Genomic DNA, 15,055 nt, shown 5'->3' with positions numbered 1-15,055 from the left:
TGCCACGCAATCGGCTACTATTCTTATACGAAACGTTACACCACATTTGAAAAAAACAATCGAAATAGAAATTAACAACTACGAAAAACCGATTAGAGAACTGGTTGGAAAGTCGATTGCGGAAGTAAATTACTACGAAATAGATTACGGAGAACCTATGTGGAATGAAATTGAATATCACACATTGGATTACGGAATTGAATTAGTTACCTCTGACAAGCTGAATTTCTATTTTGTGTGGGGAAACGAATACACCCAATACGATTTAAAATTCCGAAATGGAACTATTTCGGCTGAATTCAGCACAGAAAATGGAGCTAAAAAATACAATGCGACCAACAACCAAAAATGGACTGAACTAATCGGAGCAAAAATCAGCGGAATTGAAAGCTGTTGGTCCTATTGGAGTTTGATTAATGAGGACAAACGAAATTACTATCCGCAAGATGTACGACTTGAATTTGAGAATGGGAAAGAAGTGTGGATTTCTGCTCTCGAAATTAGAGACGGAAGAATAATCGGAATGCAAGACCATTTGACTCTTGTATTCGATAAAAAAACAGCGGAAAAATATAAAATCGGAATAAAAAACGTGGTGTAACAATAGCTATAAACAATTGGGGCGAAAGTGATAAACGAAAGTATAAACATAAAACAAAGGTCTGTGCTAAACCGAAAAGTTAGGGCAAAAATCCCCAACTGTTCATAGCCGAGACCGTTATCTCTGCTAAAAATAGCGGTCTATTTTGGTTGTCAGAATGATCATATGCTTGAATACTTTAAGGTAAAGTGTTAATAAATAGAAGTATAACAAGAGTTTATCAAAATTAACTCAGCGTTGATTTGACAATTGCGGTGTCGCATGGATTGGGAATTTCAAAAATATTAGATCGACCATAAATGGTTTTTGACTTCCAATTTTCAAAGCAGAAAAACGAACAACAGCAAAACGTGATTCAGCATTTTTTCAATTCAATTTAGCGTGACCATAAATGGTTTCAAGTCGCATCTTTCCAAATATTGTGGTGAGCAGGAGTGATCGCTGAACGTTAAAATTGGACGCACCTGACATCAATAAATCGGAACTTATATTTTAAAATAAGTTACGTGAATAGCAAGTTGATTATACTATCAGAACAAAACTCATCGATTTGATGAAATTAAGAACGATGAAAAGAGATAACACAATATATAGCGCACAGGGGTTTCTGTGGGTGATGAAACATCATATTCAGACCAACCATCGCCCAAGTTTTGAATCGGTTTAGCAGAGCAAATATAACAGATTCAAAACTTGGGCTTGGAAATAAACCGCCAGCTTCGGAAGGATAAAATCCCCAGCGCACCATATACACACCGTTGAGTGCAATACAGCATGGAGCAAAATGATTTCGAAACAATAGAAAGTGAAGTAAAGAAGGCAATAGCCAAGTATAAGTGGGAACATCTGAGTTCGTACTTCGACCAAGAGAACTTTGGCAACTGGATTATTGAACTCCAGAACAATGCATTCAAACTGAGACTTGTAAACGATCGTGGCGACATACGAACAGACGCGCATGACGGAACTGAATGGCAACTTGCAAACAACTTCTTTGCTGAAGCCAATATTGAAACGGTTGCTAACTGTCTGGACGATAATTCTGAACAGGCTAACGAGGATATTTTTCAGTATCTCTCCCAAGTATTGATGAACCTTAACGCCTATAACTCAACTAATATAGAAGCTGAATTGGAACGAGGTAGAATTCCAGTTTTTCTTGAACGTACAGAAATAGAATTCCTCTGTAACGAATGGAGAAAGATTCCTAAAGAACGACTAACTGAAGATCAGAGGAAACTTTGGCAGGACATTGCTTTTAAAGGACAGGCTAGTCTTCATAAAAGAGGGATGGACTACAAACCAACTTTTCCCGAAGAACTCAATAAATACAAATAGAACTGCACTCAACATAATGTATGAAGTCATGGCGGGTTGGTGGTAGAGTCGACGCTCGGTGGGTGTTGGAATGTCCGCCAATCCTGCGGATCGGCTCGCTTGGTAAATATAAATTAGTGGCCAATCCGCAGGATTGGCTTGAAGAAAACCGCTATCTTTAGTGCTTTTAAACCGCCACGACTCATACACGTACCGTTGGTAGCCATTTGAAAAACGACCATGTTCAACTTTCTGAAATCAAATAAAAAATACGAGCCACTCGACAAGGAACTGAGAAAATACTTCGAGAACAATTTTCTATGGTTAATGCAGGAATTCCCTGAACCTAAAATTGAAGACCGTAGAATTCTGACACCAACAATTTCAGACTTTCCAATAAAGTGGAACAAAAGTCAAGAAAATGCAACTGAAGTTCTTAAAGTCATTTGTGAGAATATGAAACTCGACCCAAATAAGATTGAGCTTGACTTCTATGACAATGGATTAAAAGAAATTGACATGGGAACATCTGTGATTTTCATGGAATCAGACCCCGAAAATCCAGAAGCGGCAGGACTATATCATCACGAAAAAGTTGATGGCAAATTCAGCATTTCACTTGACGAAGCATTATTAGAAATACCTGATAATTTAATTGCAACAATTGCACATGAACTTTCTCATGTAAAGTTGCTTGGCGAAAAAAAGCTCGAGGAAAACGATGAAATGCTCACAGACTTTACAACAGTCTTTTTTGGACTTGGAATTTTCAATGCAAACAGTGCTTTTCAGTTTTATAACCAGACTGACCGTTGGGGACACAGTAACTTAGGGTATCTAAAAATTGACGAATGGGCATATGCGTTGGCTTTGTTCGCATTTGTCAGACATGAAGACGAACCTGAATGGAAACAGTTTCTAAGCAAGACGATTAAAAGCGACTTTGAAAAGTGTCTACAATACATGATTGACAATGAAGAAGAAATCTTCAAGTTTGATGATGAAAAAGAATAAAAAACGGCTACCAACAAGGTGTATAGCCAATAGGGCATTTAGAGATAAATTGAAAGTTCTGTTCTTTGAGCAGGCAACGCCAAAACAAAGTTTTAACGTTTAACAAAAAGAAATATAAAAGTAAAAACGTTTGTTTTGGCTTAGTGGTAAACGGAAAAAGAAGTGCTTCGAATCTGCCCTACTGCCCATACACAAACCGTTATCTCTGCTAAAAATAGCGGTCTATCTTGGTTATTAGAATGAAGATATGTGTGAATACTTTAAGGTAAAGTGTAAATAAATAGATGTATAACAAAAGTTTATTAAAATTAACTCAGCGTTGATTTGACAATTGCGGTGTCGTATGGATTGGGAATTTCAAAAAATATTAGTTCGACCATAAATGGTTTTTGGCTTCCGATTATCAAAGCAAAATAACGAACAATAGCTAACCGTGATTCAGCATTTTTTCAATTCAATTTAGCGTGACCATAAATGGTTTCAAGCCGCAGACTTTCAAACATTTTTTTCAACAACGGTGATCGCTAAACGTAAAAATTGGACGCACCTGACATCAATAAATAGGAATTTATATTCTATAGTAAGTTACGTGAACAAAAGTTGATTAGACTTTAAAAACAAAACTCATCGATTCGATGAAATTTGGAACGATGAAAAAGAGATAACACTATATATAGCGCACAGGGGTTTTGGTGGGTGATGAAACCTCAAATCCAAATCAACCATCGCCCAAGTTTTGAATCGATTTAGCAGAGCAAATAAAACAGATTCAAAACTTGGGCTTGGAAATAAACCGCCAGCTTCGGAAGGATAAAATCCCCAGCGCACCATATACACACCGTTATGCTTTATTAAAAACCAAACCATATGAAAAATGCATTATTAATCCTTTTAATCTTCGGACTTGTTTCTTGTAAAATAAATAAAGAGAATTCGGAAACTGTAATCGAAGAACCAATTGAGGACAATACGGAATTAATTGAAATTTACAGAAATGACCAAGCTGACCGACAAACAGATAGTATTGATTGGAGCGTGGTTTCTAAAAGGGACAGTTTAAGAGAATTAAGGATTTATCAGCTTTTGGATTCAAATAAAGTTAGGACTTCTAAAGACTATCACAATGCTGCGATGATTTTTCAACACGGAGGAGATTCTACGGCCTATGGAATGGCGGTCAAACTAATGCGTAAATCCATTGAATTGGATTCTACCGCAAATAAATGGCTTTTGGCGGCCGCCATTGATAGATATTTATTGAGTAAGGACGAGCCCCAAATTTATGGAACTCAATATCAAAGACTAGGAAAAGAAGAGCCTTGGCAACTTGGAAAAATGGACACGACCAAGGTTTCCGATGCCGAGCGAATAGAGTATGGCGTTGAAACTCTGGCCGAACAAAGAGAGAAAGTTAAACAAATGAACAGAAAAAAACTATCTGAATTGTTTGCTCAAAAAAAATCCATAGATGAAGTAATTGAAACCATTAACTTGGAAAATAAAGAAGACCCCGAATTCGATATTTCGGAACGAGCAATTAATAGTTTTGGTTATAGCTTAATGAGACAAAATAGAAATGAGGACGCATTAAAAATCTTCAATCTTAACACAGAATTGTATCCTGATGGATTTAATACTTGGGATAGTTTAGGCGAATGTCTTTTAGTTCTTGGAAAGAAAGAAGAAGGCATAAATGCATATGAAAAGTCTTTAGAGTTAAACCCAAAAAATAAAAATGCAGAAACGATAATCGAAGAAAATAAATAACAAAGCATAACAATGGCTATAAGTAATTGCTTGTTTTCGCCCACTTCTGAAAATCCTCGCGAATTTTCAGTTTGGTGTGTACTTGCAAAGTTTAGTGCTAAACCACGCAACTACTCATAGCCCAACCGTTGTTCCCAATCCACGTCGGTCATCAGATTTCAACAATCAGAACGAAACGTGGCTACCAAAATTTCAATCATCGCAAATATCAAATAGCGATCCAACGGTAAGAATGCTTAGGAGAAACAGTAATGGAAAACTTGATTGATAGAAGAGGAGCAAACTCAAATGTCTCGGACGTATCAATAACTAAAATTGCCTCGACTACAACAGGGATTTTGGTCAAGAATATAGAAGGGGAGTTAATCATTGGCATTAGTTAACGGACAAAATCAAAATAGATTGAAAACACAGCCGTTTGGTAATTGATTTGGTGAAATGAATAGCGAGTTGTAATGTTGTTGAAAGATGCAATAACGAAAATCGATATAACAAAATCATAGTCTTACAGGAAGACGAAAAGACAAGGAACAACACTATATATAGCGCACAGGGGTTTCTGTGGGTGATGAAACCTCAAATCCAAATCAACCATCGCCCAAGTTTTGAATCGGTTTAGCAGAGCAAATAAAACAGATTCAAAACTTGGGCTTGGATCATGCCGCGAGCTTCGGAAGGATAAAATTCCCAGCGCACCATATACACACCGTTGGGCATAATTGGAAAAAATGGAAATTAATCGCAGAATTCAAGACAAGTTTTTAGCGGACAAGTCTTCGCTATGGATTGAATTTCCTGATGGCTCAAAAAAAGAAACTGACTACAACGAAGTAGAGCTTGTTCTAAAGGATATTAGGTTTATAAAACACGAATTGACAAACTACAGCTACCTCTATGCCAGTCAACTTTCATTCGGTGGCCACTTAAATAGGAATTATTGGGAGTTTTTAAAACTAAAAGGAGAAATCGGACAGCACGACAGAGACGAATTAGAAGAAGGAGTCTTACTTGTAATTTATCTCCTCTACGCTGAAATTTTCGAAGCTGAAGGTTGGTGTTACCTTTACAGAAACAAACTATTTGACACTGTTAATAGCTTTCTTGTCTCTTATGCACCTGACAACGACAAAAAGAAAAAACTTAAAAACTGCATTCAGTTTTCGAGAGACAATTACGAAAACGAAAAAATTGGAGACCAGTGGCATGGTGTACTTGACCCTGACAATAAAAAGCTAAGTGACAAATTAACCGAGAATGATAATTGGGTGTACAAGACGTTTGTAGAAGACTATTTTGTTGACATTGCGAACTCTTTTAAGCCAGGAAGACAAAGGACTAAAAACTTCTGTGACTCGATAATGAAGAAAGGAAAAAAATAAAAAACTATGCCCATCACAGCATATAGCTTATGGCGAGTGAACGGCTACCAGCAAGGTTTTCGCTCCAAAGCCAGCTTTGGTTTCGGGGACAGGAAAGTGATTTTAAACCGCCACAAGCCATATGCAAACCGTTGGCCTGCATTTAAAGTGCATTTAAAATGAAGAAACTCATAGTCATAGTATCAATAATCATTGTCGGACTGACTGCCTCATGGTATTTCGACATTTGGAACGAACCCGTTAAGACGATAGATGAACTAATCGGACGGAATTTTGACTATGCTCATAAAAAGTATTTTCAGACTGACCCCAACAGACAGTACAAAGTGAACGTAAATGACAACCTGAACGAATTTGATAGTGGAATTCTAAATAAAAAGGAAATCCTAACGGACTCTATCGTTCACGTATTTACATGGCACTACACCTCACACAAAAAAACAATTTGGGTCGGACGAACTGAAAAAATGGAAAGTCAGGTAATTGACGCCATTCGATACAGCAATAACGTTCAATTTTAAAGCGTAGAGGGTTGGGGATAATCATTCAAAATAAAAAACACTATTTGACACGGTTTCCTATATGGTTAGCCATAATTGTCTTTTGTGGATTATAACCAGCTATTATCAGACTTTTTGGTGGTTTGTTAACAGAAATTTCAACAGGAGAGCCGTGTCATGAAGGAAACTGTGCTTGGATGGCACTACCATGGTTGATACTTTTTACTTTACCAATCAGTGGGATAATTTTAGCTATATACTTAATGATCATAATTATTGATTCTATAACATTGATGAAAGGAAATAAAAAACGACACGCCAACAAAGGCTAAGAAAACATGCGGGCAGAAGTGGTAAAATGAAATTTAGTATACAAAATAAACTTGGTTCTCGGTTGACAGTGCCGTGTTCTAAGATCCGCACGTTTCTTAGCCAAACCGTTAGGCACAATTAGAGAAAAACAGAATGTGGGGATTTTATAAATACGATAGAGTTGAATTATGCCTGAAAGAAGGAAAAATAGGGTTTGTAAAGAATCTTAAACACCTTTTGTTTCCAAATGATTTTGAGCCTGAATTCAAAGAGCCAAAAACTTCGAAAGTATATCTTCTAAAAAACAATGATTTCTACCTGTATGTTGGGGCTACGCTTCAACCAATACATACAAAATTAGCCCAAGGATTGAGAGTTGATTGCACAAATGGTTATCACGGACATAATTGGAAAGAAACTAAAATTGCAGAATGTTTTGTATGGAGTTTTGCAGGGATGGATAAAAGCCAAATAAATTCTATTAGGGCAGAAATAGTATATGAAATTAGAAATAAATATGGGAAATGGCCTTTACTCCAAAACGAAATACACTTCAACAATGAATTTTCATTTGGGCGAGAAGTAGGGAAAGATATTTTTAGCTATTTAGAAGACAAATATCCACTTCGAGGTAATTTTGGATTTAAGGGTATTACTGAAGAACTCTTTGATGAACCATCGCAATATGGATTAAGAGGCGATCCTTATCTATGGAAGGATTTAAAGGCAAGATTTGAATATTCATCAGTTACGAATGTAGAGCAGTTTGAGGAGTTTCTTATAGATGGATTTAAAGAGAACACAAATGAAATACCCACAAAAGGTAAGTCATTTTTTGTTAAACATTTTAGTTTTGGAGGAATGTCGAGTGGGAGTATCGATTCTGATTTTTGGACTCAAAAAGGATTTCCTTTATTGGTAGAAAGATTTAAGAAACTGAATAAATAACTGTGCCTAACAATGGCTATTAGTAATTGCTTTTTCCCGCTATCTGCTTAAAATCCTCGGGAATTTTCAGATAGGTACTTACTTGCTAATTTTGTAGCATATTTACGCAACTACTAATAGTCGGGCCGTTAGCATTAATTTCAACCAAGAATGAGAATAATAATTCCAATCATCTTATTTTTCATCAGTACAAATAGTTTTTCTCAAGAACAACTTAAAACACAAATTGAAAGAATAGAAAAAAATATTAAATCAAACAGTATGTCTGATTTTAAAAAACTTGAGATAGACTTAGACAATGATAACGATATAGATTATATTTATTTGTACCAATGTGCTGAACCTAAATGTATTGAGATTTATTTAAATGTAAATCAAAAATTAGAAAAAGTAATCTCTGAATTTTGCTATAACTATTATCTACACAATGGAATAAATAAAAATTTAATAATAAAACAAAGCCACTGTTGTGGAGAAAGTCCATTTATCTCTAATAGAGTTTTCAATTTTCAATCTGACAAATTAATTACTAAAGAAAATTATGTTCTTTTTAATGAAAGCTATGAACTTTTAAAACCCGAAACTTATCTTTCTACAATCTATAATGTTAAGATTTTAAATAACAATTACAATGTTAGGTTTTCACCTAATATTAGAGAATATGATGAAAATGAGTCAATGTTTTCTTGTGAACCAAATACTAACATTATTGGAAAATTAAAAGAAAATAGTACTGTTAAAGTATTATCGGAAATAATTAAAGAAACTCGGATTTGGCTATTTGTTGAAATAGAAAGTGAATCTTTAAATCACGAATTATGTAATAACCCTATTGACTATGAATTTAAAGGACAAAAATTAAGAGGTTGGATAAGTAATAACTATGTAGAAAAAATAGAAAACTAATGCTAACAATGGCTATAAGTAATTGCTTGTTCTCGCCTACTTCTGAAAATCCTCTCGGATTTTCAGCTTGGTGTGTACTTGCTAAATTTGTAACTTACACACGCAACTACTCATAGCAGAGACCGTTATCTCTGCTAAAAATAGCGGTCTATCTTGGTCATAAGAATGAACATATGCTTGAATACTTTAAGGTAAAGTGTTAATAAATAGAAGATTAACAAGAGTTTGTCAAAATTAACTCAGCATTGATTTTACAATCGCGGTGTCGCATAAATCGGGAATTTCAAAAATATTAGATCGACCATAAATGGTTTTTGACTTCCGATTTTCAAAGCAGAAAAACGAACAACAGCAAAACGTGATTCAGCATTTTTTCAATTCAATTTAGCGTGACCATAAATGGTTTCAAGCCGCAGACTTTCAAACATTTTTTTCAACAACGGTGATCGCTAAACGTTAAAATTGGACGCACCTGACATCAATAAATCGGAACCTATATTTTATAATAAGTTACGTGAACAGAAAGTTGATGAGACTAATAGAGCAAAACTCATCGATTCGATGAAATTAAGAACGATGAAAAGAGATAACACTATATATAGCGCACAGGGGTTTCTGTGGGTGATGAAACATCATATTCATATCAACCATCGCCCAAGTTTTGAATCGGTTTAGCAGAGCAAATATAACAGATTCAAAACTTGGGCTTGGAAATAAACCGCCAGCTTCGGAAGGATAAAATCCCCAGCGCACCATATACACACCGTTGTTCCCAATCCACGTCGGTCATCAGATTTCAACAAACAGAACGAAACGAGGATACCAAAATTTCAATCATCAACAAAACGAAGCAGTGATTCAACAGAAGTAGAAAACTTTATTGGTGGGAGAGGAGCAGACTCAAATGCTTCAGACGTATCAAAAATTAAAATTGACTCGACTACAACAGGGATTTTGCTCAAGATTATAGAAGGGGGGTAATCCTTAGCATTTGTTAACTGACAAAATCAAAATAGATTGAAAAGACAGCCGTGTGATAATTGATTGGGTGAAAAGATTAGCGGGTTGTAATGTTGTTGAAAGATGCAACAATGAAAATCGATATAACAAAATCATAGTCTTAAAGCAAGACGAAAAGACAAGGAACAACACTATATATGGCGCACAGGGGTTTTGGTGGGTGATGAAACCTCAAATCCAAATCGGCCATCGCCCAAGTTTTGAATCGATTTAGCAGAGTAAAGAAAACAGATTCAAAACTTGGGCTTGGAAATAAACCGCCAGCTTCGGAAGGATAAAATCCCCAGCGCACCATATACACACCGTTGTAAAACATTTTGAAAAACGAATGACAAAACAAATAATATTTATAATTCTGACTTTTTTAAGCATTAATGTTTTCGGACAAACTGCGGGCGAATTAAATGAACAATCAAAGAAATTAATTGAACAGCAGAAATTTGAAGAGGCAATCCCGATTTTAAAAAAGTCGGCTGAATTAGGAAATGCTGAAGCTCAATATAATTTAGGTTACTGTTATCGTGCTGGAGCTGGCATTGAGCAAAATACTGAAAAGGGGATTGAATGGTTTGCCAAATCTGCTGAACAAGGATTTAACGATGGACTTTATCAAATGATGATGGCTTATGGAAATGGAGACGGAGTTGAACAAGATTATAAAAAAGCTTTTGAATTTGGACTAAAGTGTGCCGAAAACGGAGATGGAACTTGTATGTGGAATGTTATCAACTGCTACTATTCAGGAATGGGAGTTGAAAAGAATATGGAAAAAATGTTGGAATGGGCAACTCTACTTGGCAAACTTGAAAATCCAGAGAATTTGACAAAAAGTGGTAACATAACTTCAGTCAGATTACAACTTGCTCAAATGTACAGAGATGGAGGAGAATTAGAGAAAGACTTGTTTAAAAGTTACCAATGGTTTTTAATATTCAATGAATTCAAAAAAGATTTCTCTTACATTAAACAACAACAGATTGTAAAAGAAATACAAGAATTAGAAAAAAAACTGACTTCTGACCAAAAAGCAAACGGACAAAAAGAAACAGAAAAATTATTAGGCAGGCCATTGAAAAATATGGAAAACCTATACAAAGCTGAATTATAAAAAAACGTTTTACAACAATGGCTATAAGTAATTGCTTGTTATCGCCTACTTCTGAAAATCCGCGAGGATTTTCAGTTTGGTGTGTACTTGCAAAGTTAAGTGCTAAACCACGCAACTACTCATAGCCGAGACCGTTATCTCTGCTAAAAATAGCGGTCTATCTTGGTTATTGGAATGAACATATGCGTGAATATCTTAAGGTAAAGTATAAAAAAATAGAAGTATAACAAGAGTTTATCAAAATTAACTCAGCGTTGATTAGACAATTGCGGTGTCGCATGGATTGGGAATTTTAAAAATATTAGATCGACCATAAATGGTTTCAAGCCGCAGACTTTCATACATTTATGCCAAAAAGCGGTGATCGCTAAACGTTAAAATTGGACGCACCTGACATCAATAAATCGGAACTTATATTTTATAATAAGTTACGTGAACAGAAAGTTGATTAGACTATTAGAACAAAACTCATCGATTCGATGAAATTAGGAACGATGAAAAAGAGATAACACTATATATAGCGCACAGGGGTTTCTGTGGGTGATGAAACCTCAAATCCAAATCAACCATCGCCCAAGTTTTGAATCGATTTAGCAGAGCAAATAAAACAGATTCAAAACTTGGACTTGGATTAGACCGCGAACTTCGGAAGGATAAACTCCCCTGCGCACCATATACACACCGTTAGCATTAATTTAAAAACAACGACATAAAATTTCTTAATCATGTTTAATATATTTAAGAAAAAACCAAAAGCTCAGACAGAAGATAAGAATCCATTTGAAATTCCATCAAATTGGGAGCATAATTATATTTATGGGTTTATTGGAGGAAATCCATATCAGACAATTAGTGATTTGAATGCAGTAGTTGAAATAATAAAAAATACAGTTGGACAAAGAGGTTTTATTGCTGTAGACACTATCTTTCATCCTTATAATTTAGTAAATCATAAAGGTGCGACTGCTTGGGATTTAGCTTGGTTTAAAGTTTTCGTTCAAGACAATGGAAAATTCATTCAAGAAATTGGCGATAATAAAAATGCAACAGTTGTTAAAGCAAAAACATTAAACTTGAAAGACAATTTTAGGATTTGGCCGAATGATGACCTTAATCCCGAAAAGAATGAGCAATATTCAAAATATGTTCCTTTTGTATTCCATATTTAGTGTATAAGGATAATAATGAACCTCATTGGATTAAAATGATTAATGCAGAAATTGAATTACAGGGACATGCACAAACGTATATTGAAAACTTCAATTCTGTTTTTTCTAAATTTGTAAAAGGACACGTTATGACATTAGGATTTGGAGAATTTGACAAAGAAAACTTAGATGATTTGGTTGAAAAATTTACAAGTTTCTATGAAAATAACATGAAAAACTAATGCTAACAATGTGTCATACGTAATGGCGGGGAAAGTACTAAATATCAAGGTTTGTGGTTCGCATCAACATCATCTCGTCTTGATAGCGAGGAGCTCCGAAATCCGCCACTACGCATACACTAACCGTTGTGTGTAATTTGAAAAATGAACGTAATTGAACCAAAATACAAGTATAAAGAAATTGAAAAGGTGTTTAAAAAACTGATTTCAGGAAATGCAGAACTGACTGAACATTTTATGAAAGAAGTTGACCTTTCAGACTATAATCAAGAAGATAATATACCTTATGTAGATATCGGTTCGATTTCCAGATTTGTTGTCGAAAAAAAACTCGATAATCAAACTTCTGATTTTGACCTTCTATTTGAAAACATTGAAGACGTTTATATTAATGTAGACAAAGACGTTAGGAATTTTATTGTTGTTGGATTATTTGAGGGAATTCAAAATATTGGTGGAGAAAAAATTGAATATCATCACTCTTTTAACGAATGGTTAAAGACAGAAACTCAAAAAGCGTGGAATGAAATAATTGACTATTGGGAGGGAACCGATTGGAGAATACCGACAGCGTAACGCAATAAAAGAGAAAAGGAAATACAAAAAATACTGAATAAGAAAAAATAAAAACTACACACAACATTGGCTATAAGTAATTGCTTGTTTTCGTCTACTTTGGAAATTCCTGCGGAATTTCCAACTTGGTGTGTACTTGCAAAGTTAAGTGCTAACCCACGCAACTACTCATAGCCGAGACCGTTGCCAGCAATTTGGGCACAAACGAGCTTTCAACATAGAATTAGAATTGTGATTTTAAAATTCTCTTTAATAACACTTTTAAGTCTATTTGTAGCATATGTCGTCAGGACGAGCTACAAGAATAGATCTTCAAAATCAAAACCGGACCAAAAAGAATTTATACTAAAAGGCATAAGAACGAAGATCACTATTTCTGTGAATTTGTCTGTCCTAGCCTTTTTGTATTTTACAGGTGATTACAGCGAAATTTTGAATTTCGTTTTGCTAGTGCAACAGCCCCTAAATTTAGCATGATTTTTTCTTGAATCACTATATGGGAAGAAAAACATCTATTGTCATTGATCTGACGGAGCGAGAAAAGACACTACTATTTAAAATTATTGGTAGTGGGAAGACGCCTTCAAATATTCGTCGCCGAGCCTCATTTGTTTACCTTTTTCATCAAGGGTTAAGCTTTAAAGAGATTTGTAAAACTGAAAAAGCAGATCCCAACACAGTGAAAAGATGGCTTAACAAATGGGAGGCAATCAATGAGTTAGATGAAACCCAAAATAAAATAGGAGACGCTGAATTTATCCGACTTATTCATGAACGATTAACTGATTCTAAAAGAAGCGGAAGGAAACCTCGTTTAACTGTCGAAGAAAAAATTCGAGTGCAAACATTGAGTTGTGAAGACCCTCAAGATTATGATGTTCCAATCACTGAATGGTCTCATGAGTCTTTGAGTGAGCAAGCGAAGAAAATGGGAATCGAAATCTCATCAAGTCATGTTGGTCGACTTTTAAAAAAACGAATTAAGTCCTCATAAAACTGAATATTGGATACATCCAAAAATAGGTGACCAACAGGAGCATAATGACCGTGTTTCTGATGTTTGCAGTGTTTATTTGGAGCAATCAGACGACGTTGTGACTATTTCTGTGGATGAAAAGACGGGTATTCAAGCTAAACAAAACATAAAAATAACCACGGCGAAAAGCGGTCAAGTTAAGCGAGTAGACCCAGAATACAAGCGGAACGGAACGACCTGTTTAATCGCAGGCATGAATATAATGGACGGCGAGGTCACCAAATATCAACTTGGACAGACTCGGAATGAGGAGGATTTTTGTAAATTTATAGAGTCGATCATCGATAAATACCCTAACAAAAAAATCGTTTTTGTTGCAGACCAACTTAATACACATAAATCAGAGTCATTAGTCAAGCTCATTGCTGATAAAATAAATTATGACAGTGATTTAGGTAAGAAAGGCCGGTGTGGAATATTAAAGACGATGAAGTCTAGGATGGAATTTTTAGAGGATAAAGACCATAAAATCAGATTTCAATATACTCCAAAACATTGCTCTTGGTTGAACCAAATAGAGAATTGGTTTGGCCGCTTACAGAAGCATGTAATTCGCAATGGGCAATTTAACTCGGTTGCTAATTTGGAAAGAAAAATCACCAACTACATTGAGTATTACAATGAAAGATGGAAGAAGCCAATTGAATGGTGTTTTGGCGGATTTTAAACCGTGTGGTATTTAAGGGTTGCAGCACTAGTCACTTTCATTTTCGGAATTTCGATTGTCATAACCGAACTAGCGTTTCAACTTCTTGTTAACAGAGACAGACTGCTCATAGGTCCAGACAATTTAACATTTCGAAGTATTTTTACGATCGAACTTGATTGGAAGTCAATCTATAAAATCAGTCTTAATGGATTTACAAGTATTATCTCAATTTATGGCGATAAAACAATTAGATTTAATAAAAATCGAATAAGTCGAATTGAACTTGATGAACTCTTTGATGAAATTGCTATTAGAACAGGTTTTGAAAATATTGAACTGACTGACAACCTTAAGGAAAGAAAAACTGCTGGCAACAATGGCTAGCAGCAATAGTCCCGCAGGCCAATGCACGAACCAAAACTACAGCTGCTAGCCTCGCCGTTATCTCTGCTAAAAATAGCGGTCTATCTTGGTTATCAGAATGAAAATATGCGTGAATACTTTAAGGTAAAGTGTTAATAAATAGAAGTAT

At 35.2% G+C, this 15,055-nt stretch carries 15 protein-coding genes; all 15 read left to right on the top strand.

Annotation, left to right across the window (positions count from 1 at the left end):
• Positions 1 to 46 precede the first annotated feature (46 nt).
• The 15 genes from AABK40_RS18525 (at position 47) to AABK40_RS18455 (ending at position 14,541) form a co-directional block, all read left to right on the top strand.
• On the top strand, positions 47 to 601 hold the full coding sequence (locus tag AABK40_RS18525) for a hypothetical protein (protein WP_338398708.1): 555 nt from the start codon (positions 47 to 49) through the stop codon (positions 599 to 601).
• A 774-nt stretch (positions 602 to 1,375) separates the two neighbouring features.
• Positions 1,376 to 1,939: a hypothetical protein gene (locus AABK40_RS18520; RefSeq protein ID WP_338398707.1), complete on the top strand. Its 564-nt coding sequence runs from the start codon at positions 1,376 to 1,378 to the stop codon at positions 1,937 to 1,939.
• A gap of 20 nt (positions 1,940 to 1,959) precedes the next feature.
• Entirely contained in the window at positions 1,960 to 2,100 is a 141-nt protein-coding gene (locus AABK40_RS18515) for a hypothetical protein (protein ID WP_338398706.1), read from the top strand.
• A 58-nt stretch (positions 2,101 to 2,158) separates the two neighbouring features.
• Positions 2,159 to 2,932 carry a hypothetical protein gene (locus tag AABK40_RS18510; protein WP_338398705.1) on the top strand — a complete coding sequence of 258 codons (774 nt, stop codon included), beginning with the start codon at positions 2,159 to 2,161 and terminating at the stop codon, positions 2,930 to 2,932.
• A gap of 867 nt (positions 2,933 to 3,799) precedes the next feature.
• Positions 3,800 to 4,699, top strand: a complete 900-nt coding sequence (locus AABK40_RS18505) for a tetratricopeptide repeat protein (protein WP_338398704.1) — start codon at positions 3,800 to 3,802, stop codon at positions 4,697 to 4,699.
• Positions 4,700 to 5,427: 728 nt separating this feature from the next.
• Positions 5,428 to 6,078: a hypothetical protein gene (locus AABK40_RS18500; protein ID WP_338398703.1), complete on the top strand. Its 651-nt coding sequence runs from the start codon at positions 5,428 to 5,430 to the stop codon at positions 6,076 to 6,078.
• A 158-nt stretch (positions 6,079 to 6,236) separates the two neighbouring features.
• Positions 6,237 to 6,599: a hypothetical protein gene (locus AABK40_RS18495; RefSeq protein ID WP_338398702.1), complete on the top strand. Its 363-nt coding sequence runs from the start codon at positions 6,237 to 6,239 to the stop codon at positions 6,597 to 6,599.
• Between the two features lie 444 nt (positions 6,600 to 7,043).
• Positions 7,044 to 7,838, top strand: a complete 795-nt coding sequence (locus tag AABK40_RS18490; protein WP_338398701.1) for a hypothetical protein — start codon at positions 7,044 to 7,046, stop codon at positions 7,836 to 7,838.
• A gap of 150 nt (positions 7,839 to 7,988) precedes the next feature.
• Positions 7,989 to 8,744, top strand: a complete 756-nt coding sequence (locus AABK40_RS18485; protein ID WP_338398700.1) for a hypothetical protein — start codon at positions 7,989 to 7,991, stop codon at positions 8,742 to 8,744.
• Between the two features lie 1,348 nt (positions 8,745 to 10,092).
• A complete protein-coding gene (locus AABK40_RS18480; protein WP_338398699.1) occupies positions 10,093 to 10,872 on the top strand; it encodes a tetratricopeptide repeat protein in 780 nt (259 codons plus the stop codon).
• 725 nt (positions 10,873 to 11,597) lie between these two features.
• Complete coding sequence (locus AABK40_RS18475; RefSeq protein ID WP_338398698.1) at positions 11,598 to 12,041, top strand: hypothetical protein; 444 nt, start codon at positions 11,598 to 11,600, stop codon at positions 12,039 to 12,041.
• 35 nt (positions 12,042 to 12,076) lie between these two features.
• Positions 12,077 to 12,262 carry a hypothetical protein gene (locus tag AABK40_RS18470; RefSeq protein ID WP_338398697.1) on the top strand — a complete coding sequence of 62 codons (186 nt, stop codon included), beginning with the start codon at positions 12,077 to 12,079 and terminating at the stop codon, positions 12,260 to 12,262.
• Between the two features lie 144 nt (positions 12,263 to 12,406).
• Positions 12,407 to 12,838, top strand: a complete 432-nt coding sequence (locus AABK40_RS18465; protein WP_338398696.1) for a DUF7674 family protein — start codon at positions 12,407 to 12,409, stop codon at positions 12,836 to 12,838.
• 496 nt (positions 12,839 to 13,334) lie between these two features.
• Positions 13,335 to 13,832 carry a helix-turn-helix domain-containing protein gene (locus tag AABK40_RS18460; protein WP_338398379.1) on the top strand — a complete coding sequence of 166 codons (498 nt, stop codon included), beginning with the start codon at positions 13,335 to 13,337 and terminating at the stop codon, positions 13,830 to 13,832.
• A 79-nt stretch (positions 13,833 to 13,911) separates the two neighbouring features.
• The gene (locus AABK40_RS18455) at positions 13,912 to 14,541 is read left to right on the top strand and encodes a transposase (protein WP_338398378.1); all 630 of its coding nucleotides are present in this window, start codon (positions 13,912 to 13,914) and stop codon (positions 14,539 to 14,541) included.
• Positions 14,542 to 15,055 lie beyond the last annotated feature (514 nt).

Origin of the sequence: Persicobacter psychrovividus (assembly GCF_036492425.1) — a bacterium.
GTDB lineage: Bacteria > Bacteroidota > Bacteroidia > Cytophagales > Cyclobacteriaceae > Persicobacter > Persicobacter psychrovividus.
This window is presented reverse-complemented; position numbering and strand designations above follow the sequence as displayed.